This is a genomic window from Lactobacillus sp. PV037 (assembly GCF_014522345.1).
In the GTDB taxonomy this organism is placed as follows: domain Bacteria; phylum Bacillota; class Bacilli; order Lactobacillales; family Lactobacillaceae; genus Lactobacillus.
Genome location: NZ_CP041987.1, coordinates 214255 through 237991, shown reverse-complemented (window position 1 = coordinate 237991; position 23737 = coordinate 214255). Strand labels below are relative to the sequence as shown.

The 23737-nt window shown below is 35.3% G+C and carries 14 protein-coding genes; 4 read left to right on the top strand and 10 right to left on the bottom strand.

Going from position 1 to position 23737, the window contains the following annotated elements; all coding sequences use genetic code 11:
• Positions 1–335: 335 nt before the first annotated feature.
• The 4 genes from FP435_RS01660 to msrB form a co-directional block, all read right to left on the bottom strand.
• Positions 336–4391, bottom strand: coding sequence for a Rib/alpha-like domain-containing protein (locus FP435_RS01660; RefSeq protein ID WP_265484031.1), 4056 nt, complete (start codon positions 4389–4391; stop codon positions 336–338).
• Positions 4392–4816: 425 nt separating this feature from the next.
• Positions 4817–10417: a mucin-binding protein gene (locus FP435_RS01655; protein ID WP_265484030.1), complete on the bottom strand. Its 5601-nt coding sequence runs from the start codon at positions 10415–10417 to the stop codon at positions 4817–4819.
• Positions 10418–10440: 23 nt separating this feature from the next.
• A complete protein-coding gene (locus tag FP435_RS01650; protein ID WP_265484029.1) occupies positions 10441–13140 on the bottom strand; it encodes a pectate lyase-like adhesive domain-containing protein in 2700 nt (899 codons plus the stop codon).
• Between the two features lie 489 nt (positions 13141–13629).
• Positions 13630–14055 (bottom strand): peptide-methionine (R)-S-oxide reductase MsrB, encoded by a 426-nt coding sequence (msrB, locus tag FP435_RS01645; protein ID WP_265484028.1) that lies wholly within the window; start codon positions 14053–14055, stop codon positions 13630–13632.
• 176 nt (positions 14056–14231) lie between these two features.
• On the opposite strand from msrB, the gene FP435_RS01640 reads away from it, so the two are divergent.
• On the top strand, positions 14232–15071 hold the full coding sequence (locus FP435_RS01640) for an alpha/beta fold hydrolase (RefSeq protein ID WP_265484027.1): 840 nt from the start codon (positions 14232–14234) through the stop codon (positions 15069–15071).
• Between the two features lie 314 nt (positions 15072–15385).
• Here the strand turns inward: FP435_RS01640 and FP435_RS01635 are convergent, their stop codons facing one another.
• Both FP435_RS01635 and FP435_RS01630 read right to left on the bottom strand, forming a co-directional pair.
• Entirely contained in the window at positions 15386–15817 is a 432-nt protein-coding gene (locus FP435_RS01635) for an Rrf2 family transcriptional regulator (RefSeq protein WP_265484026.1), read from the bottom strand.
• 31 nt (positions 15818–15848) lie between these two features.
• Positions 15849–16949 (bottom strand): lactate oxidase, encoded by a 1101-nt coding sequence (locus FP435_RS01630; protein ID WP_265484025.1) that lies wholly within the window; start codon positions 16947–16949, stop codon positions 15849–15851.
• Positions 16950–17185: 236 nt separating this feature from the next.
• On the opposite strand from FP435_RS01630, the gene FP435_RS01625 reads away from it, so the two are divergent.
• Positions 17186–17392, top strand: coding sequence for a hypothetical protein (locus FP435_RS01625; RefSeq protein WP_265484024.1), 207 nt, complete (start codon positions 17186–17188; stop codon positions 17390–17392).
• A gap of 76 nt (positions 17393–17468) precedes the next feature.
• On the opposite strand, the gene FP435_RS01620 is transcribed toward FP435_RS01625, so the two are convergent.
• Positions 17469–18143, bottom strand: a complete 675-nt coding sequence (locus FP435_RS01620) for a Fic family protein (protein ID WP_265484023.1) — start codon at positions 18141–18143, stop codon at positions 17469–17471.
• Positions 18144–18185: 42 nt separating this feature from the next.
• A complete protein-coding gene (rlmD, locus tag FP435_RS01615) occupies positions 18186–19532 on the bottom strand; it encodes a 23S rRNA (uracil(1939)-C(5))-methyltransferase RlmD (protein ID WP_265484022.1) in 1347 nt (448 codons plus the stop codon).
• 373 nt (positions 19533–19905) lie between these two features.
• On the opposite strand from rlmD, the gene nhaC reads away from it, so the two are divergent.
• On the top strand, positions 19906–21276 hold the full coding sequence (gene nhaC, locus FP435_RS01610; protein ID WP_265484021.1) for a Na+/H+ antiporter NhaC: 1371 nt from the start codon (positions 19906–19908) through the stop codon (positions 21274–21276).
• An 88-nt stretch (positions 21277–21364) separates the two neighbouring features.
• Positions 21365–22078 carry a Bax inhibitor-1 family protein gene (locus FP435_RS01605; RefSeq protein WP_265484020.1) on the top strand — a complete coding sequence of 238 codons (714 nt, stop codon included), beginning with the start codon at positions 21365–21367 and terminating at the stop codon, positions 22076–22078.
• Between the two features lie 24 nt (positions 22079–22102).
• Here FP435_RS01605 and FP435_RS01600 read toward each other — a convergent pair whose 3' ends face one another.
• Positions 22103–22771: a TMEM175 family protein gene (locus FP435_RS01600; RefSeq protein ID WP_265484019.1), complete on the bottom strand. Its 669-nt coding sequence runs from the start codon at positions 22769–22771 to the stop codon at positions 22103–22105.
• A gap of 46 nt (positions 22772–22817) precedes the next feature.
• Positions 22818–23720: a diacylglycerol kinase gene (locus FP435_RS01595; RefSeq protein ID WP_265484018.1), complete on the bottom strand. Its 903-nt coding sequence runs from the start codon at positions 23718–23720 to the stop codon at positions 22818–22820.
• Between the last annotated feature and the right edge of the window lie 17 nt (positions 23721–23737).

The following is a 23737-nucleotide window of genomic DNA, read 5'->3' as shown; positions in this document are numbered from 1 at the left end:
TACCAATGAATTGTCCTTATCCCTTAACGTAGTGTCAGTGGGTAATATTATTTATAACAATTCTCTACATTTACATAGTATATTATACTATTTTTTTATTTTATTTAACCTTTTTTATCACTTATATTTTTGTTATTAAAAATTCACCCTATAAATTATTACTATTATTAGGATTTAACTTTATAAAATTAGTAGCTAAAAAAATAAAAATTTTTAAGTTTAAATATTTTTACGATTTTGTTATTTTAAAGAAATAAAAAGAGCCTGCTTTTAAGCAGACTCTTTCAAGAAACTAGAAATTAAGTGAGAGTGTAAGAATTATATGAAGAAAGGAATTAATTTCTACGTTTCTTTTCTGCAGCTAGTCCCATCATTGCACCAATAGTAGCAATAATTACACCTAACATAGCTGCAGTGCTTTCCTTAGCACCTGTTTGTGGTAATGCCTTTGAATGAGCATTAATGTAATTTGTAGTCTTCTTTGAAGATCTTGTTGGAATTTGGGTACTCTTTACAGGAGCAACAACTTCCTTAGTGTTTTCACTAATTGGTCTTACAGAACTTGAACCACCATTAGAAGTAGGTACATCAGCTGGATGAACTGGAGCAACTTCTTCTTTTGGTTCAACAACTACAGTTACTGGAACTTCTACAGTCTTACCATCTGGGAAAGTTACTACAACAACTGCTGGCTTATTACCTGGAGTAGTTACATCTGGAGTATCTTTCCAAGTGTACTTAGTACCTGCTGGCATGTCTGGTATATTGCTGATTCCCTTAGATGGATCTGGTACTACACCTTGTGGAGTGTGAATATCTTGACCTTGTGGTTTTGGTTCTGTAGCTTTTGGAGCTACTGGAGTTTCTGGAGTGTTTGGAGTATCAACAATTACAGTTACTGGTACATCAACTGTCTTACCGTCTGGGAAGGTTACTACAACAACACCTGGCTTGTTACCTGGAGTAGTTACATCTGGAGTATCTTTCCAAGTGTATTTAGTACCTGCTGGCATGTCTGGCACATTGCTGATTCCCTTAGATGGGTCTGGTACTACACCTTGTGGAGTGTGAATATCTTGACCTTGTGGAGTTGGATCAGTTTCAGTAGGTTGTGGAACTACTGGAGTTTCTGGAGTATTAACAACTACTGTGACTGGTACATCCACTGTCTTACCATCTGGGAAGGTTACTACAACAACACCTGGCTTGTTACCTGGAGTAGTTACATCTGGAGTATCTTTCCAAGTGTATTTAGTTCCTGCTGGCATGTCTGGCACATTACTAATTCCCTTAGATGGGTCTGGTACTACACCTTGTGGAGTGTGAATATCTTGACCTTGTGGAATTGGATCTTCTACTGTTACAGTTACTGGAACATCTACTGTCTTTCCATCTGGGAAAGTTACTACAACAACAGCTGGCTTGTTACCTGGAGTCTTAACTTCTGGGGTTTCTTTCCAAGTGTACTTAGTTCCTGCTGGCATGTCTGGTACATTACCAATTCCTTGCTCTGCTGATGGAACTTTACCATTTGGTGTAGTAATGTCTTTTCCTGTTGGAATTGGATCTTCTACTGTTACAGTTACTGGAACATCTACTGTCTTTCCATCTGGGAAAGTTACTACAACTACAGCTGGCTTATTACCTGGAGTCTTAACTTCTGGGGTTTCTTTCCAATTGTATTTAGTTCCTGCTGGCATATCTGGCACATTACCAATTCCTTGTTCTGCTGATGGAACTTTGCCATTTGGTGTAGTAATGTCTTTTCCTGTTGGAATTGGATCTTCTACTGTTACAGTTACTGGAACATCTACTGTCTTTCCATCTGGGAAGGTTACTACAACAACAGCTGGCTTGTTACCTGGAGTCTTAACTTCTGGGGTTTCTTTCCAATTGTATTTAGTTCCTGCTGGCATATCTGGCACATTACCAATTCCTTGTTCTGCTGATGGAACTTTGCCATTTGGTGTAGTAATGTCTTTTCCTGTTGGAATTGGATCTTCTACTGTTACAGTTACTGGAACATCTACTGTCTTTCCATCTGGGAAAGTTACTACAACAACAGCTGGCTTGTTACCTGGAGTCTTAACTTCTGGGGTTTCTTTCCAAGTGTACTTAGTTCCTGCTGGCATGTCTGGTACATTACCAATTCCTTGCTCTGCTGATGGAACTTTACCATTTGGTGTAGTAATGTCTTTTCCTGTTGGAATTGGATCTTCTACTGTTACAGTTACTGGAACATCTACTGTCTTTCCATCTGGGAAAGTTACTACAACTACAGCTGGCTTATTACCTGGAGTCTTAACTTCTGGGGTTTCTTTCCAATTGTATTTAGTTCCTGCTGGCATATCTGGCACATTACCAATTCCTTGTTCTGCTGATGGAACTTTGCCATTTGGTGTAGTAATGTCTTTTCCTGTTGGAATTGGATCTTCTACTGTTACAGTTACTGGAACATCTACTGTCTTTCCATCTGGGAAGGTTACTACAACAACAGCTGGCTTGTTACCTGGAGTCTTAACTTCTGGGGTTTCTTTCCAATTGTATTTAGTTCCTGCTGGCATATCTGGCACATTACCAATTCCTTGTTCTGCTGATGGAACTTTGCCATTTGGTGTAGTAATGTCTTTTCCTGTTGGAATTGGATCTTCTACTGTTACAGTTACTGGAACATCTACTGTCTTACTATCTGGGAAAGTTACCACAACAACAGCTGGTTTCTTACCTGGAGTCTTAACTTCTGGGGTTTCTTTCCAAGTGTATGTAGTTCCTGCTGGCATATCTGGTACATTACCAATTCCTTGTTCTGCTGATGGAACTTTACCATTTGGTGTAGTAATGTCTTTTCCTGTTGGAGCAATTACAGTAACTACTGCTGGAATTTCATGAGAAGAAACATTATTTGGATAAGTTACTACAACACTAACATTTTGTTTTCCAGCAATATCAGTATTTGGCTCAGTTACCCAAGTAATTTTAGAAGCTGCAGGATAAGTTCCTGGAACTACCACATCATCTGGAGTTATATCTTGACCCACATGAACCGTAATATCTTTACTCTTTGGATCTTCAACATTAAAGATTACTGTAGCACTACCAGTAGTACTGTCTGGATAAGTAACTTGAACAGTTCCTGTAGTTACTCCAGCTTTACTCAAATCTGGCTTAGTAAGCCACTTGATATTCGTAGAATTTGCTGGTTGACCGCTAATAACTGAATCAGCTTCTGGAACTGGACTATCTACATTAACGTAGGTAGTGTCTCCTTGCAAATCTACGACATCAACATTAATTGATGCAGAAGTCTTAGTACCATTTACATAGGTTAAACGAACAGCACCTTCTTGGAGTCCTGGCGTATTTATATCTACTACTTTTACTCCAGCCCCTTGTTCATCAGTTACCCAATTTCCTGAAACTAATCCAGTAATATTTTCAGAATTTGAAGCTAATGCGCGTTTTATATCTTCATATGTTAATGCAGTACCTTTATTTATATAAATAGTTGAAGTTCCTGAAATAATTGGGACTAAGAATAAATGTTGCTTAACTGGTAAATTACCAATATTATCACTATTTAACAGAAATTCCTCTACAATCTTGCCTATCCAGCTTTCTTTCTGACCAGCCATACCAATTGAACCATCTGGATTGTGGTATAAAAATGTTCCTAATTCAACATTATTTCCTTCTGAATTCTGTGAGCTTAACCAACTAACAGCATGCCATTTAGTTTTATTAGTTGCAGATTCATAATAAGTATTCTCATCTAAGCCCAACTTTGCCAAATCTTCCTTTGACATTGGTTGAGCTAATTGATTAAATTCTTTCCAGAATTCACTTGCTTCTGGCTCAGTAACTGAAGGTACAGTAATTCCATATTCTGTGTATCCACCAGTTCCATTTGCATGTGTAGCTGCAGAACTGGTTGCAGCTGAACTAGTAACAGCTTTACTTACAGTTAATTCTTTAGCTGCAGCACTATTACTTTCTAAGTCTTTTACTGAAACAGTATTTGTAGTTTCTTTCTTAGCTTCTGAATTCTTTACTGAAGTTTCACTTGCTGGTGCAGCACTACTTGCTGAACTTGATGCTTGACTACTTGCAACATCACTTGCTGCACTTGAAGTAGCTTCAACTGCTTGAGAAGCTGGTGCTTTTGCTTCATCAGTAGTTTCAGCTTCTGCTTTTGCAGTATTTTCATTTGACTTAGCAGTTTCAACTTGTGGAGTTACGGTATCAGCATGAACAGTAGTTTGTGATCCCACTCCCATGAAGAAGAAGCCAATTAACACTGAAGCAGCTCCAACTGAAAACTTACGAATGGAGAAACGTTCTTTCTTTTGTTCCATCTTTCGTAATCTTTCCTTGTAATTATTTTTTGATAACATCTACTCTTCTCCTCTTTATATTTTTGTTATTTAATTCCTTAATCACATGAAATAATTATAGTTAATTGCCTATATTTTTTCAATAAAAAATCTTAAAATTAAATAACAAATGCCCATTTTAGATGAAGCTATTTTAATTAAATTGTCATATTATTAAATAACAAATTTTTAAGCTATATTTTAACTATTAGTAACTTTTGTTGTTGAAATTCTTAATTTTCTATAGTATCTTTAGCTAATTAAATTCACAACGTATTTGTTATTAAAAAAATAAAAAATAGGTATTTTTTACTCAATTAAAATAATACTTTCAACTTAAATTTAACCTCATTACATAAAATACTTTTTATAAATATATACCTATTTTTATACTTTCTACTAAAAAGAAGACAAGTAATTTTGCTTGTCTTCTTAGAAGTTAACCTTTAATTAGTCACTTTTGTCCATTTAGTGTAAGTTACACGTTTAGGATTACCCACTGGATAGGCATAATCGGTTAATTTGTTTCTAGTATAAGCATCTTCATAGTTTACATCACCTTGACTACCAGTTCCAGAAACCTGAGTTGCTACTCGAATTACTTTGTATAAGATTTTATCGTCTTTGTGGTCAATACCCTTTTCTACACCAATTACATCAATGGTTACATTTACTAATTGGTGAGTTCCATCAGCATAGTTTACACTTACAACACCTGGGATTTCGGCACCTGCAACACTTGTATCAGGTGCTTGTTCCCAAGTAATTGAATCAAGTCTAAAGTCAGAAATTTCTCTAGTATTAACAGCTAATCTAGCTTCAGGAGCAGCTTCACCTTGGTAAACCTTATTACCGTTAATAGCAGTAGCACCCTTAACAGTTACAGGAACCTTAACATCTGTGGTAGTACCATCACTATAAGTAATTTGTAAAATACCACTTTCTTCAGTAATAGATGAAGTTGAAGGAGCTTGTTTCCAGCTTACCTTGTAACCAGTTGGAGCAGCAATTGGATTACCATTCTTATCAGTCCAGTTAAAGTTTGCATTTGCTGGATTTAATGATGGAGTATCAGTAGTTGCACCCACGTGAGTAGTAAAGGTGGTATCAGTTGAAACTGAATACTTGTAGCTTTGCAATTGTTTTACCAAAATCTTAGTTACAGGCATTTGAGTAGAACCAAAAGTAAATTGAGTTGGTACCTGTTGATTTCCAACAATTACCCAGCCTTCTGGAGCTTGTGCCTTATAAGATACAGTTTCTCCCGTCTTACCGTTAACAGTATCAGTCTTGACAACTTGGCTTTGATCATCAGCATTTACATATTCAATTGTTGCATGTTGAGCATCTGCAGTATAAGTGAAAGTTACTGTTGAACTTGCAGTAGTACCAGTTACAGTCATTGCTGGGGCTGCATCTGGGTTAGTTACAGTGTAGCCTGCAATTTCTGGAGCAGCTACTTTATCAAAGTTAGTAGTATTCCAGTCACCGTAAGTAATTTCACCAGTTACTAAGTCCTCAGTTGCTGTTCTACTCAAGTGAGCAGTTTGAACAGTATATTGTTCAGTCTTACCAGTTGTAGGGTTAGCAATATTTACAGTTCTAGTAACAGTCTTTGAAGTTTGAGCGTTAGTAATTTCCTTAGTACCGTGTTGTACATAAACTGTGATTGGAGCTGGGTTAGTTGAACCAAATGTTACTTGAGTTGTTATCTCACTTCCTGGAACAATTACCCAGTTTGTTGGTACATGGCTTTCAACACCAGTACTTACAGTTTCACCAGTCTTACCAGTTACATCGTAACTACCAACAACTGTGGTCTTATTAGTATTATCTACAAAGTTAATGACTTGACTATGTGAATCTGCAGTATAAGTAAAGGTTACTGTTGAATTTGGAGTAGTGCCAGTTACAGTCATTGCTGGTGCTGCATTTGGATTGGTTACAGTGTAGCCTGCAATTGAAGGAGCAGCTACAGCCTTGAAACTAGTTGAGTTCCAGTTACCATAAGTAATTTCACCAGTTACTAAGTCTTGAGTTGCTGTTCTACTTAAGTTGGCAGTTTGAACAGTATATTGTTCAGTCTTACCAGTTGTAGGGTTAGCGACATTTACAGTTCTAGTAACAGTCTTTGAAGTTTGGTCGTTGGTAATTTCCTTAGTACCATGTTGTACATAAACTGTAATTGGAGCTGGGTTTGTTGTACCAAAAGTTATAGTAGTAGGAACAGCTTGGTTTGGAGTAATTACCCAGTTTGTTGGTACATGGCTTTCAACGTTGGCATTCACAGTTTCACCAGTCTTACCAGTTACTTCATAACCATCAATAGTATTCTTAGTAGTATTATCTACAAAATTAATTGCTTGGTTATGCCATGCTGCTGCGTAAGTAAAGGTTACTGTTGAGTTTTGAGTATCAGCTGTTACAGTCATTGCTGGAGCACTTTGAGTACCAACTGGGTAATAGCCCGCAATTTCTGGAGCATTAACAGCACCAAAGTTTGATGAAGTCCAATCGCCATAAGTAATTTCACCAGTTACTAAATCTTGAGTGGCTGGTCTAGTCAAAGTTACACTTTGGGTTGCAACATTTTCAGTCGCCCCGTTAGTTGGATTTACTAAGTTAATAGTTCTAGTAATAGTCTTTGAAGTTTGATCGTTAGTAATTTCCTTAGTACCATGTTGTACATAAACTACAATTGGAGCATTTCCACTAGTACCAAAAGTTACAGTAGCAGGAATAGTTTGGTTTGGAGTAATTACCCAGTTTGTTGGTACATGACTTTGGACATCTGCATTTACAGTTTCACCAGTCTTACCAGTTACATCATAACTATCTACAATATCATTGTGATCTGCGTTATTTACAAATTCAATCTTTTGATCTTGTTCATTTGAATTATAGTTGAAAATAACAGTTGAATTTGGAGTAGTACCAGTTACAGTCATTGCTGGTGCTGCATCTGGGTTAGTTACAGTGTAACCTGCAATTACTGGAGCAGCTACTTTATCAAAGTTAGCAGTATTCCAATCACCATAAGTAATTTCGCCAGTTACTAAATCTTGAGTTGCTGTTCTAGTCAAACTTACACTTTGAACGCTAGCTAGCATTGGTGATTGACCAGCAATTTGAGTATAAATAGTACGAGTTACATTCTTAGTAGTACCAAAATCAATAGCCTTAGTTTGGTGTTGAATGTAAACAGTAATTGTCTTTGGATCAGTTGTGCCAAAGGTAATACTACTTGGAATACTTTGACCACCACTTAATTCCCAACCAGCTGGAACTTGTGGTGTAAATTGAACTGTTGAACCTGTTCTACCAGTAACAACATCAGTTGAAACAAGCTCGTTAGTCTTTTTGTTTACGTAGCTAATTACTTGGTTATGCCATGAAGCAGCATATACAAATGTCACAGTTGAATCTGGTGTATCACTAGTTACGGTCATTGCTGGTGCTACAGCTGAACTTGTAATGTAGTAACCTTGAAGGCTTGGTGCGTTAACTTGATCAAAGCTACCAGTTGACCAATCACTATAAATTACTTTTCCAGTGACTAAGTCCTTTTCACCAGTTCTAGTTAAAGTTACTTTTTGAACAGTCAAATCTTCTGGATTTTTGTCATTTGGTAAAAGGTAATTAATTGTTCTAGTAATAACCTTAGTAGTGTCAGCTGGATCTGTTATTGCTTCAGTACCATGTTTTACATAAACAGTAATTGGTTCATTACCATTAGGACCGAAGGTTACATTAGTTGGAATTGTTTCTGGATTAGCAATTACCCAATTGGTTGGTACATGGCTTTCAATATTTAAGCCAACAGTTTCACCAGTCTTACCATCTACATCATATTGACTAACTACATTATTGTGATTATCGTTATCGACAAACTTAACTACTTGAGTTTGCTCATTTGCAGTATAAGTGAAAGTTACAACTGAATTTTGAGTATTACCAGTTACTTCTACAGCAGGAGCAGCCTTTGGATTTGTTACTGTATATCCTGCAACTGCTGGTGCGTTAACCTCATCAAAGCTGCTAGTTGACCAATCACTGTAAGTTACTTCTCCAGTGACTAAGTCTTTTTCACCAGTTCTAGTTAAAGTTGCTTCTTGAGTAGCTAATGGACGAACAACATTAGTTACTGGATCAAGATAGTTAACTGTTCTAGTTACTTTCTTAGTAGTATCAGCTGGATCTGTTATTGCTTCAGTTCCATGCTTAATGTAAATAGTCATTGGAGTTGGATCTGAAGTACCGAAACTAATAGTTGTAGGAACTTCTTGATCTGCTACCCAACCAGCTGGAATTTCAGCAGTAAAGGCTACATCGCTATCAGCTTTACCAGTTACAGTTTGCTTACTGATTGTATTATTGGTTGTACGATCTACATAGTTAATATCTTGAGTTAATGTATTAGCAGTATAGTTAATAACTACCTTAGTATCTTCAGTATCACCAGTTACAACTTCACTGGCTACCTTAGCAGGATTTGGAGTATAACCTTCAACTGCTTGAGGGGTATATTCGTCCCAGCTATTAGAACCAACTGGTTCCCAATCAGTAGCTGAAAGTTGCTTACCACTCATATCTTCAGTAACTTTACGAGTTAAGTTAACTTTTTGTACTACGGTAACAGGGGTTTGCTTAGGAACATTGTCAACAATTGTACGAGTTACAGTCTTATTATCATCGACAACTTGGTACATTTGTTTAACAACGATTTTGGTATTTACATCTGTCTTTTGTCCATCAGGCCAATTAGCTACAACAGTTGCATCAAATGTTCCTGGAACATCAGTCTTAGGAACTTCTTTCCATGAGTAAGTAGTTCCTGGGAAGTATGTTTGAACTTGTTGGTCATTAGTAATTACACTGGCTGCACTTGGCGCTGGGTCACCTTGATCTACGTTTACAACCTCTTTACCTTCAGGCCCAATTACAGTTACAGGAATAGAAACTGAAGTTTGGGTACCGTTCTTATACTCTAAACGCGCAGCCCCAGTTTGGGTACCTAAGACAGATGTATCAACTACTTTTACACCTTGTGCTTGTTGATCAGTTACCCAATCACCTGAAACCAAACCGGTAAGGTTTTCACTCTTAGAAGCAAGTGCTTTCTTGATATCTTCATAAGTTAATGTACTGCCCTGATGGACATAAATCATATCAGCATCTACAATTGGAACTAAGAATAAAGGTTGCGTAGCTGAAGGACCAATATTATCACTATTTAACAGAAATTCCCTTACAATATCGCTTATCCAGGTTCCTTCCTGACCAGCCATACCAATTGAACCATCTGGATTGTGGTATAAAAATGTTCCTAATTCAACATTATTTCCTTCTGAATTCTGTGAGCTTAACCAACTAACAGCATGCCATTTAGTTTTATTAGTTGCAGATTCATAATAAGTATTCTCATCTAAGCCCAACTTTGCCAAATCTTCCTTTGACATTGGTTGAACTAATTGATTAAATTCTTTCCAGAATTCACTTGCTTCTGGCTCAGTAACTGAAGGTACAGTAATTCCATATTCTGTGTATCCACCAGTTCCATTTGCATGTGTAGCTGCAGAACTGGTTGCAGCTGAACTAGTAACAGCTTTACTTGCAGTTAATTCTTTAGCTGCAGCACTATTACTTTCTAAGTCTTTTACTGAAACAGTATTTGTAGTTTCTTTCTTAGCTTCTGAATTCTTTACTGAAGTTTCACTTGCTGGTGCAGCACTACTTGCTGAACTTGATGCTTGACTACTTGCAACATCACTTGCTGCACTTGAAGTAGCTTCAACTGCTTGAGAAGCTGGTGCTTTTGCTTCATCAGTAGTTTCAGCTTCTGCTTTTGCAGTATTTTCATTTGACTTAGCAGTTTCAACTTGTGGAGTTACGGTATCAGCATGAACAGTAGTTTGTGATCCCACTCCCATGAAGAAGAAGCCAATTAGCACTGAAGCAGCTCCAACTGAAAACTTACGAATGGAGAAACGCTCTTTCTTTTGTTCCATCTTTCGTAATCTTTCCTTGTAATTATTTTTTGATAGCATTCTTAATCTCCTTACTTTATTCCTTAATTTTCCTTAGTCCACTTAGTGTAAGTTACACGTTTAGGATTACCCACTGGATAGGCATAATCAGTTAATCTGTTTCTAGTATAAGTAGTCTCAGTGGTTACATCACCTTGACTACCAGTTCCAGAAACCTGAGTTGCTACTCGAATTACTTTGTATAAGATTTTATCGTCTTTGTGGTCAATACCCTTTTCTACACCAATTACATCAATGGTTACATTTACTAATTGGTGAGTTCCATCAGCATAATCCACCTTTACTACGCCTGGGATTTCAGCACCAGCAACATCAGTTTTTGGAGTTTGATCCCACGTCATAGCTTTAATACCAAAGTTGTCAACATCTTTGGTATTAACGGCTAATCTAGCGTTAGGAGCAGGTTCACCTTGGTAAACCTTATTACCATTAATAGCAGTTGCACCTTTAACTACTACAGGTACCTTTACAGTTTCATTAGACTTATCTTTAAAAGTAATTACTAACTCACTGTTTTCTTCAGTAATCTTTGTAGTATCAGGAAGTTTTTTCCAAGTCACTGTATAATTTTCTGGAGCTACAATTGCTTTACCATCGGTATCTTTCCAAGTTAAGGCAACATTTTTAGCAGCTAAAGAAGGACTTTGTTCATTAGCACCAACGTGAGTTACTACTTCGCCCTTAGCACTTGCTAAATACTTAGAAGAATCAGGTGCTAATTGAGAACCAAAGGCAATTCGTTGAGCCTTCCACCAGTTAAAGTTATTGTTAAAGTCTGCATGTTGTTCTACATTCTTACGATCAGTAAATGAAACAAATCCTGAAGTTTGATCAAATTTCAAATCAGTACTGTATTGCTGCTTACTTGGATTATTTCCAGTCTTTTGACCCTTACCGTTGTAATTGTAAGCGTAATTTCCCATCTTGTTTTCAGTGAAAAGACTGTCTACATTCCAGCTATAATCACTCTTATCAGAATGATTACCAGCTTGCCATTGCATCAATGGGATATCGTTACCATTAATATTAACTGCATTTGAGCCTGAGATGTTATGACCACCTTCAAGACGGATCAAAACTCCGTGTTGGTAACCAGTTCTTTGTAAGTTAACATACTTAACATTTCCAAAGTTTAAGTTATCTACAGATCTAATTCCGTACATTGCAATCAAACCATTGAGAGGTAATTCTGCTGAATTTCCTAAGTATGAGGCTAACTTGTCACCATATTCATGCCAATTAGATTGTCCAGCATCTTGTAAATCTAAAGTAGCACCATCAGCAACATTTAAAGTGTAATTGTTGTATGGATTTTCACCGGTACTACCAAATGAAATTAATGGACTAACTGCTGGACGACCACTTTGACTACGAACAATTCTTACAGTGGCATTCTTTTCAATATCAAAACCTGTGTTACCGTGGCTATCTTTTAAGTTACCCAAGCTAATTGGAGCAACGTGGTTTCCGTTATTGTTAGAACCCCATGCATGTGAGCCATTATTATCTTGTTTGGTAGTAATATTCAAAACAGCTCCGTTTTTAACAGTTAATTGACGTGCAGCCAAAATTGCAGTTGAGTTACCATCACCCATATTCATATCTACATGAGCATTATCTGCAATAATCATGTTTGCCTTATCACTAAATGTAAATCCTTTAGTGTTAGTAGTTGCTTGATCAGGATTAAATTTAAAAGTAGCACCAGAACCAATTACTACGGCATCATTACTATCATTGTAGTAAGTGTGAACTGCTGAGTTACCCCAAAGATATTGCGTAGTATTGTTAGAAAACTTAGGATCTTCTTTAACATTCATTACTACATTAGAGCCATCAGTTACTTTCATGCTGTAAGCAGTAATTACTGAATAATCGCCACTTTCCAAAACAGAATTAATATTTACATTACCATCTAAAACAATGTTAGAAGCATCTGATCTAGAGAATTGGTGACCAGTGTAATTTACATTTGAGTAAGTAATAGTATTTTTCTTTGAATAGTTAACACTGTTGTTATTAGTAAAAATTGGAGTAAATACTTTGTCAGTACTGGTGATATTTACATCTTTAAAGATGATATTCCAGTTTTGGTTGGTATTCTTTTGGTTATTATCCCAAGTACTGATAAAGTGCTCACCAAAGTTAAAGTTTACTGGCTTATCTGCATCTTTACTGGTAATTTCAACAGTTCTAGCAATTCCCTTTTGAGTAAATGCTTTTTCACGACGTCCACCAACATTAATGTCATTATTTAACACAATTTGATCAACACTACTGTCCTTAAAGGCATTAGAAAATTGATCCCAATCACTTACTTGAACCGAATTCTTGAAGTTAGTTGGAATGTTTGCTTGGACAGTAGGAACAATTTTAGCTTGTTCTTGATCTTGACTTGCTGATTGAGTTGCATCATTAGTTTGAGCAGTACTTGTGGTAGCTGTCTTATCTGCTACTGTAGCTGTATTAGCAACAGTTTCAGCTTTATTTGTATCAAGACTAGTTGCTTGCACAGCATCATCAGCTTTTTGTTGAGTATTGGTAGTTTGTAAAGTAGTTTGAGCGGCATTATCTACAGTTGCAGCTTGAGCTTTAGAATGGTTACCAAATACTAAAATACTTGTTCCCAAAATTACTGAGCACAAACCAACTGATACTTTTCTTAAGCCTAAACGTTGAGTTACTTCACCAAATTTTAATTTTTGATTTTTTCTTTTATTCATCTCTTACTATCCTCGCGTTATTTAATTTGTTTGATTACGTTATAAATATAGCATTCAATTTTTCACTGTCAATAATTTTTCTTAAAAATACAATAACGCTCAGCCCTTGATACCTCTAACTTTTGAAGAATTCTTCCAATTAGAAAAATAACATTTTTTCTAATTTATATTAATTATTTTTTTGATTTTTTATTAAAAAATATCTATTAAACTTCATCGTAAGGATAGTTTTTTTATATAACATTTTTTGTTATTAAAAAATAAAAAAATTCCTCTTTCTAAAAAATTAAAATAATCATTTTCACGACTTTCAAGCAACCATTTACGAAATTAATTTTAAAAGTATATAACTATTTTTATAAAATTTACTATTTTCACTCAAAAAGTAAATAGTATATTATTTACATAAACTATTTTTTATATTATACGTACACACAAAAAGCCGCTCAACGTGAGCGACTTTTATATTTTCATTAATTTGTTTTTTAATTATTCAAATAATTTTTTATATTCTCCATAACCTTCTTGATCTAATTGATCAACTGGAATAAAGCGTAAAGCAGCAGAATTTATACAATAACGTAATCCACCACGGTCTATCGGTCCATCGGTGAAAACATGCCCTAAGTGAGAATTTGCTTGCTTACTTCTTACTTCTGTTCTTTCCATTCCAAAAGATTGGTCTCTTTTCTCGGTCAGTTTAGCAATTGGTTTTGTAAAGGCTGGCCAACCACAACCAGCATCATATTTATCTTGGGATGAAAATAAGGGTTCTCCGCTAACCACATCTACATAAATTCCTGGTTGGTAAAAATCATCATATTTTCCTGTAAATGGTGCTTCTGTAGCTGCTTCCTGTGTAACTGCATATTGTTCTGGAGTTAAACGCTTTTTTAGATCTTCTTTATTCTCCATTTTTATCTTCCTTCCTTTTTAGTATTTAGTGTGTTTCATTGTACCTAGATTTTCTTCAATTTCCAAGTAATTAATCTTCTTTAACAACCTGATGAACTACCCGAGCAAAATTATTGAATGTTGTATTTATTATTGATACATTTAAATTAAGTTAACTATAGGAAGGACACTTTATTATGCCTGATTACTTACATACACAAAATGAATTTGTTCTAGTAAACAATGTTAGAATTGCTTATCGTGAACTTGGAGCTAATACTTCAGCTTTGCCATTACTATTGCTTAATCATCTAGGTGCAACCATGGATCAATGGGATCCAGCTTTTATCAATGAATTAGCACGCCAAAATCACGTAATTGTGGTTGATTTAAATGGTGTTGGAGCCAGTGGTGGCAAAGTTCCAACCACTATTAGCCAAATGGCTCAAGAAGCAATTAGTTTCATTATTACTTTAGGCTACGATAAGATTAATCTGCTTGGACTATCAATGGGTGGATTCATTGCTCAAGATGTAATTCGTCAAGATCCAAATCTTGTTAACAAACTTATTCTCGTTGGAACTGGTCCTAAAGGCGGAATTGGAATTGATCAAGTTACCCAAGTCACCTTCAAAGATATGGCTAAGGGGCAACTTCATCATATTGACCCTAAGCGCTATATATTCTACACCCATGATCAAGCTGGTAAAAAAGAAGCTACCGAAGTTCTTAATCGCATGAACAGTCGCACTAAAGAAAATACTGATGATAAGATGAAAGTTTCTTCATTTTTGCGTCAATTAAAAGCTATCAAGAAGTGGGGAAAAGACAAGGAAGATTCCTTACAATACATTCACCTCCCTACCTTAATTATTAATGGTAATGATGACACCATGGTCCCTACTGCCAACAGTTATGAAATGCACTACAAAATAAAAGATAGCAAACTGGTTATTTACCCACATGCAGGACATGGTTCAATCTTCCAATATCCAAATAGTTCTGTCAAAGAAATTGACAAATTTTTAGAAAATTAATTTTATATTATTTAGCAAGCTAAAAAGCATCCCTGAAGCGTAATTTCACCAAAGGGGTGCTTTTCATTTATACTGTCTCATTTTACCTAAAAAGTAACTTAAGATACTTATGGTCAATAAAAAGTAATACTGAAATTTATTGTTACCACTTTCAAAACAGATAGTTTCGACAGTTCTAAGCTTGATAAGCTGAGTGAAATGACTGCACCAATTCTTCCAACACTTGTGAGAAAATTTCCTCATTTTCAATTCAAATTATCTTCGACACAAAAATACCCCAAAATTCGAGAAATGAATCTTGGGGTATTTATTAATTAATGGATTTTTTGATGGAGATCAATATTTTCTTTAGTTTCATTAACAAGTTGTTGAAGAGTAACTTGTTTCATTTTTTCGTTAGCAAGTTTCTGCACCTCTTGATAATGCTTATCTAAAACTTCCGGAAATGCTACACCAACACTACAAACTTGTGAAGTATTATTATCAACTTGTAGCAAATTTTTCTGAGGTTCAATTGCCTGATAAACATCAAATACAGTAACTTTATTTAAATCCTTTACTAGGTGTGGTTTGCCTTTAACCGATTCTAATAAACCTGCACTTCGTAACTGCACTAACATACTTCTTACCAAACTTGGATTAGTATTCAAACTGCTAGCTAACCTTTGGCTAGTTATTTTTTCTCCATCATGTACTTTGAGATAAACTAAAATTTGCAATAAATCACTTAAGCGAGTATTTGCCATTTTTTATCCTTTACTAAAAAATTAAATATTCCTACTTAATTAGTTTAGCATTCTTTACAGCTTCAACATCTTTTGTTCCTGCTAATTGCATTACTGTTTTGAATTCATTATTTAAGTGTTCCATTACACTTTGGACACCTTGGGCACCACCAAGAGCTAACCCATAAATTACTGGACGAGCCAACGCAACTACATCTGCACCACTTGCTAAAGCTTTAAAGACATGAGATCCGCGACGAATTCCACTATCAAAGAATACTGGTACTCGTTTATTTACACGTTTTGAAACTTCTTCCAAGACGCTGAATGAAGCTGGACCACCATCAAGTTGACGGCCACCATGGTTAGAAACCCAAACACCTTGAGCACCTGCGGCAATTGCTGCATCAGCATCATCTGGATCTTGAATTCCTTTGACAATAACTGGAAGATTTACATATTCTACAATCTTTTTAATATCTTCTGGACCAATTTTTTGTGCACCAGCTGCATAAATTTCACCAATTCCTTTACCAGTTCCAGAATCCTTAGCATATTTTTCTAAGTTTGCCATTGGAAGTGGGAATTGGAAACCTGTTCTAATGTCAGCTTCTCGATATCCACCAACAGTTGCATCAACTGTTACAATAATTGCTTTGACTCCTGCTTTTACTGCTTCATCAAGTAAGGCTTTATTTACATCCCAATCTTTGCTCATATATAATTGGAAAAATTGTGGTGCACCTTTTCCAGCAGCTGCAGTATCAGCAATTGTTGTATTTCCGTAAGTACTTTGTGCCATAATGGTGCCTGCCTTAGCCATCCCTTCAGCAGTTGCCATTTCACCACGAGTATGGGCCAAACCTTGAGCTGCTGCTGGTGACATCATAATTGGCATACTCATCTTAATACCAAATACTTCAGTTTCAGTAGATGGATTTTCAACATTAGAAAGTACTCTTGGCATAATTTTTACATCATTGAATGCACGTGTATTTTCATTTAAAGTCCATTCATTTTCAGCACCACTAGTGATGTAACCAAAACCACCTTCTGGAATAATTTCTTGTGCTTCTTTTTCTAATGAAGGGAGATTAAGAATATTAATTTTGCGTTCATTATCTGATTGATAGTATCCATTTGTAATTGACATAGGAATTCCTCCTTTAAATAATTGCAATATTTTTTATTGCATTTCTCTTTTCGATAATTAGTATAACACTCAAAAATAAAAATGCAATATTAAATATTGCATTTTTTGCTTAAAATTTCTATTTATTTTCTTTATCACTAAATGATACACTATTTAAGTATTAAAATATTTGCGTATAACGGTTCAGCAAACATTATAGTTTGTTGAGCTTTTTTGTTTTTATTAAAGGAGTAAATATGGAATTTTACATGAAACTACCTCGTAACTGGAAAGAAAAGGCAATATTTATGCTTATTGTTTCTTTTATCTCCGTAAACATAATTGGGCCAATTATTTCTCTTTGGGAAATGGGCTGGAGCGTTAAAAACTATTTAAAAGTTCTTCATATTTTACCATTTATCTGGGTAGCTGTTATCTTCATAAAAAAGAACACATATCTCTGAAGTGCCTCATAATTATTAGCCATAGATTTAACGATTGTGAGGCACTTCATCTACTATATGGTCTCTTCAAAATCTATTATTTCAAAACCACCCCTTGAATCGCATTCTTATAGGTCCACTCTTTTAATTGATCCATTTCATTAGTCTGATAAAAATCACTTAACAAATCATTCCACTCTTCCCATTTATCAAGGGGAATATTTATTAATCCAGCTCCACCATCAATCATAATTTTATTGGCAAAAATTGTTGCAGTTCTTTTATTTCCATCCCAAAATATCTTTGCACGCATATCGTGGTACATAACTGTCATCGCCTTATCAGTTGTACTCATATTATTTGAATGCAAAATACTAATTAAATAATTCTTTTCTTGTTCAACATTAGGAATGGTAGGAATAAAGGTCTCATCATTTGTAAGAGCCACCATACTATTCCCAGTTCTAATTTCACCTGGTACTAGCGCATCATGTAAAGCTACAATTTTATTAATTTTTTCTTCTAATTCTACTGAAGGAAGTTCACTAGTATTGATTACAAATTCCCAGCCTCTTTTTAATTGAAGAATAGTTTCAATATCATCAGTAGAAACTCCCCTCACTCCCATGCCATCAATAATAGTTTGTGTTTGAGGAAGCGTGGTAGTTAATCCTTCAAATCTAGAATTAGTATAGACTAATCGGGTAATATTTTGTTTAGCAAGTCTTTTATTTTGATCTATCGTGAGATGATACAGATCGGGATATTTCAACTTTATCTTTCCTTTCTAAACTCACAAAATAGTCTTCTAAATTTACTTCTTCTCTAACACACTCACTGCTTCAACATGAGGAGTTTGTGGAAACATATCAACCGGATCAATTCTGTTAAAACTATATCCTTTTTCTTTAAATAATTGTAAATCACGCACCATCGTAGCTGGATTACATGAAATATAAACAATCTTTTTAGGACCAGTTTTAACAGCGGCCTCAATAAATTCTGGCGTCAAACCTTTACGGGGTGGATCCACAAAAATCACATCAGTCTTTAGACCATCTGCTGCCCACTTAGGCATAATTTCTTCTGCTTTTCCCACAACATAATGAGCATTTTCAATTCCATTCAAAGTAGCATTATTATTTGCATCTTCAACTGCTGGCTTAACAACTTCCATTCCGCGTACTTCTTTAACATGCTTGGCTACAGACAAGCCAATAGTACCAATACCAGAATAAGCATCAATTACTACATCATCCGGTTTCAACTCGGCTGCTTCAATGGCTAAATTATAAAGTCGTGGTGTTTGTAATGAATTGATTTGGAAGAAACTTTGCGGAGATATTTTAAATTTTACATCCCCAATTTTATCCATAATGTAATCATTACCCCAAAGCAAGTAATCCTTCTTTCCCAAGATTACATTAGTCTTTTGCGGATTATGATTCAAGACAACACTAGTTACGCCATCAATCTCACTAATTTCTTTAGTCACTTTAGCCAATTGTGGAAAATCTTTATGAAGTGTGACTAAAATAACCATAATCTCACCAGTAGCTTTAGAACGTCTAACATCAAGATAGCGCACCTCTCCCTGATGATTTTTCTCATCATAAGCAGGAACATTATTTTTACGTAAAATATCACGTACAGCTAAAAGCGTGCGATCAATTTCGGGATCGGTTGTAAAAAAATTGGTCAGTGGCATCAAATCGTGAGAATGACGACGGAAAAAACCAATCTCTAATTGTCCTTTCACATTTCTTACTGGCACTTGTCCTTTATTGCGGTACCCAATTTCTTCTGGACTTGGTAAAGTTTTCCCTACTTCAATATTATCTAAGTGTGCTTTTTGTAGTAAATTTACAACCTGTTGACGCTTAAATTCAAGTTGCTTATCATATTTTAAATGTGCTAGAGAAGCCAGCCCAGTTTGTACCCACTGGCGTAATTTTACATTGATACGGTCAGGACTTTCTTTTTTAATCTTTTCAATTTTAGCAAAAGCAAAATTCTTTTTTACTTTTAACAATTTTGCACTAACAATTTCTCCCGGTAGCGCATTAGTCACAAAAATAGTTAATCCATCTAAATGAGCCACTCCCATTGCTTCATAAGATAAGTCAGTTATTTCTAAATCTACAATTTGATTTTTTTGCATAATAGGCCATCTCTTTTCTATAAGAAATTATTTTTCGTTGGAACTTTTACCTACATCTTACCATTTTTTATCGTTAGATGAATTTGCGAAATTTTTCAATTCATTATTGACAGTTAATTTTAATCTTGCTATCATAATTAACAACTAAAGCGACCTAGTAGAAACTTCGTTAAGCGTCAGAGAGCTGGTGGTGATGTGCGAACCAGTCAGGCGAAGATTTTCGAATTACACCGCGTTTTCTAACCGGCCCTAAGCAGTGCCGCTATCACCTGCGATGAGACACAAGTTTTACTTGTAAATTTGGGTGGTACCACGATGTAAGTTCGTCCCGTTGATTAATTTCAACGGGACTTTTTTATTAGGAGAATTTAATATGAAAATTAAAGTAGGATTTGGTGAAGCAGTTACAATTTTAGTAATCTTGCTTGCCATTTTAGGAACTTCAGTTATTAGTTTAGGTCTTTCTCCCGAAGTACCTGTGCTGTTCACAGTATTATTACTAGTGTTCTGGGCTAAACTTCGAGGAGCCAGTTGGGAAGAAATCCAAGACGGCATCAAGGAAGGGATTGGTGTTGCAATTATTCCAATTTTTATCTTTATTTTGATTGGAGCTTTAATTGGGCTCTGGATTAAAGGTGGCATTATTCCCTCAATCATGGTATTAGGATTTAAATCAATCAATGGACAATTTTTTGTTCCTTCCGTTTTCATTGTTTGTTCAGTGATTGGAACAGCAATTGGAAGTGGCTTTACCACAATTTCTACAGTAGGAATTGCACTATTTGGAATTGGAGTAAGTATGAATATTAACCCAGCTTTAATGGCTGGTGCAATTATCTCTGGAGCAGTTTTTGGAGATAAAATGTCTCCTCTTTCAGATTCAACTAATTTATCTTCAGCTGTAGCAGAAAGTGAACTCTTTGCTCATATTAAAAATATGATGTGGTCAACAATTCCAGCATTTTTTGTTTCATTAATCTTATTTTGGATTTTGGGTAATGGTGGTCAAATGCACGCCACTAAAATTAATCATACCGTCCAAGTTTTACAACAAAACTTTACTATCAGCTGGTGGGCAATTATTCCAATTTTATTGATGATCTTTTGTGCCTGGCGCAAAATTCCAGCAATTCCCACTTTATTTTTAAACATTGCTGTTACTGTAATCATGATCTTTATTCAATCACCTCATGAAACTGCTAAATCTCTAACTGATTTAATTATGAATGGTTTTGTCGCTAAAACTAGTGATTCAACTGTTAACTCTCTTTTATCTCGTGGTGGAATTTCTAGTATGATGGCAACTGTTGCTTTAATTATCGCTACCTTATCACTAGGTGGTTTACTCATGAAATTTGAAGTTGTTCAAAGTGCCATGGAACCACTAGTAGCTAAGTTAAAAACTCCCGGAAAACTTATTACAATTACAATTTTATCTGGAATTTGTATCAACTTATTTGTTGGTGAGCAATACTTGTCAGTAATTTTACCAGGACGTGCCTTTAAGCCAGCCTACGATAAAATTAAACTTTCTCCACTTGCTCTCAGCAGAGTGTTAGAAGATGGAGGAAGTGTAATTAACTACTTAATTCCTTGGGGAGTTGCTGGTTCATTTGCGGCTTCTACTTTAGGGGTTCCAGTTTTAGCCTTTATACCATTTACCTTCTTTAGTTTACTCTCACCTGTCTTTTCAATTCTTTCAGGAATAACTGGAATTGGTTTAAAGTGGAAAAAAGAAAAATAATCTAACTACTTGAGACAATGATGACTTTTAGTTATCATTGTTTTATTATTTAATTATAAAATTAAATTTTAGAAAGAGAGAAAAGTTAATGGATAATTTTTCAAATACACCTGAACGTCGCCCTATTCAAGACGTTTCAGCAGTAAACAGCTTTTTAACTAAAACTTATATCATTATGGCAGTTGCAGTTTTAGTTTCAGCTTTAACATCATTTTTATCAACAACAGTTTTTAGAGCAAGTTTAATTCACTTATTCAGTAATCAGGCCTCAAGTTGGATCATTATTCTTCTACCATTTGTTCTTTCGCTGTTTATCAGTTTTAGAGCTACACGTAATCCAGTTGCTAGTTTTATTTTGCTAATGGTTGTTGCAGTAGCTTACGGCTTAACATTTGCTGTTATTTGTAGTGTATATACTACTGGTACAGTAACATCTGCCTTTGTTTCTGCAGCAGCTGTTTTCATTACAATGGCAATCTATGGAACAGTAACTAAGCGGGACTTATCTAATATCGGTTCCTATGCTACAGCTGCTTTGATTGGTTTTATTGTGGCTACAATAATTAATATGTTCCTTAAAAATCCAATGATTACTTACATTTTTGCTTATATTGGAGTTATCATTTTTGTGGCTTTAACAGCTTCTGATGCTCAACAAATTAAGAAAGTTTATGCTCAGTATGCTGATCAAACTAGCTCACTTGGATTAGCCGTTTTGGGAGCCTTACAATTATACCTTGATTTCATCAACATCTTTATGTTTTTCCTTGAAATTTTTGGTATGGGAAGCGATAATCGCTAATCTAATAAAAAATACGCTGATTTTTCAGCGTATTTTTTTATTTCTTTTCGGAAAAAAGAATGAAACTATTGGGATCGATAAATAAAGGACCATTGCCAAACTTGGGTACCACCAAGCCACTGCAATTAAAATTATACTCATAATCGCTGTAATTTCTAAGCGCACCAAAGCATGACGATAATTCATTTTTTCCATAATTGAAGATTCTAACAATGGTTTTGTACCAAAAAATCTAACTAAAATACTAAAAATTTGAGCTATCAGAAAAACGACCCCAAAATTAATTACCGCAAAGGTAGAAGGAGTAGCCATAATCCATTTGGTCATTGCAGGCAAAATTGATAAATCAGCTAGCAATCCTAAATCAAAGATTACTGTTAGCTTATCTGGTTTAAACCCTAAATAGTCAAACATTTTGTGCAAACTATACCAAAATTCACCCAAAATAAAGAAGGTAATCAAAAATACTCCTATATCTTTTAAGAAGTCACCATATTCATTTACATGCACTGGTGGCTGAATTTCTAGCACAATAATTGTCATTACAATTGCTAGTACTGCATCATTAAGCGCTTGAAGATGTTCTTTTAACCTTTTAGGTGCTTGGGATTTATCTTCTGTAATTTTACTTTTTGCATTTAATAGCTTTTCTTTTTCTTCTGGGGTAATTTTAAACTTTCCACTTTTTGGCATTATTTTTCTCCATCTAAAAATGCACTGCAATTGCAGTGCATTTTAATTATCCAATGTAAAACTCAATATGTTGTTGTAAATTCTGGAATTCAATTGGCAGATATCCACCTAATTCTCCATCCAGATTAATTGGAATTGGCTCTTTTTCTTCATCAAGAGGTTCTACTTTTAGAGAACGCGTCTTAGTGTAAATAATTTTAGGATCATTTACATGAGTACCCTTTAAAGCCATTCCTAGTAAACGTAAAACTTCCATTGGATTAGCAGTTTTTACCACAATTAGCTGAAATAGACCATCTGATAATTGGGCATCAGGCATAATTTGTTCTAAACCACCCATTGAATTGGTCATCCCTAATAAGAACATTGACATATCACCTTCATATACTCCATCGTCATATGTTAGGCGCATCTTACGATTCTTAATATGAGGGAACATTTCCATTCCTTTAATTAGGTAGGCACTATATCCCAAAACAGATTTCAATTGTGATGGCACAGCATACGTTAAATCGGTTAACGATCCGCTAGCAGCAATATTCATAAAATATTTGTCAGCTGCTTTTCCAATATCCATTTTTTGAGTCTTACCTTTTAAAACAACCTTAGCTGCATCAATTAAATTATCTCGCGGAATATTTAATGCTCGGGCATAGTCATTAGTTGTTCCAGCAGGAATTACAGCAACTTTAGGTCTTTTTTCTAAGGGTGCAATTCCATTTACAACTTCGTTAATGGTACCATCCCCACCAGCACCTACAATTAAATCAAACCCATCCAAACTACATCTAGTAGCTTCCTTTTGAGCTGATAATGGTTCTGGGGTTGTCTGATAGGCACTTGCCTCAAAACCGGCTTGCTCTAATATATTTAAAATTCCCGCCACATTTTGAAGCATTTGTTCATGGCCTGAAACAGGATTATAAATTAATCGTGCTCTCTTTGTCATTACCTATCACCTTTCTT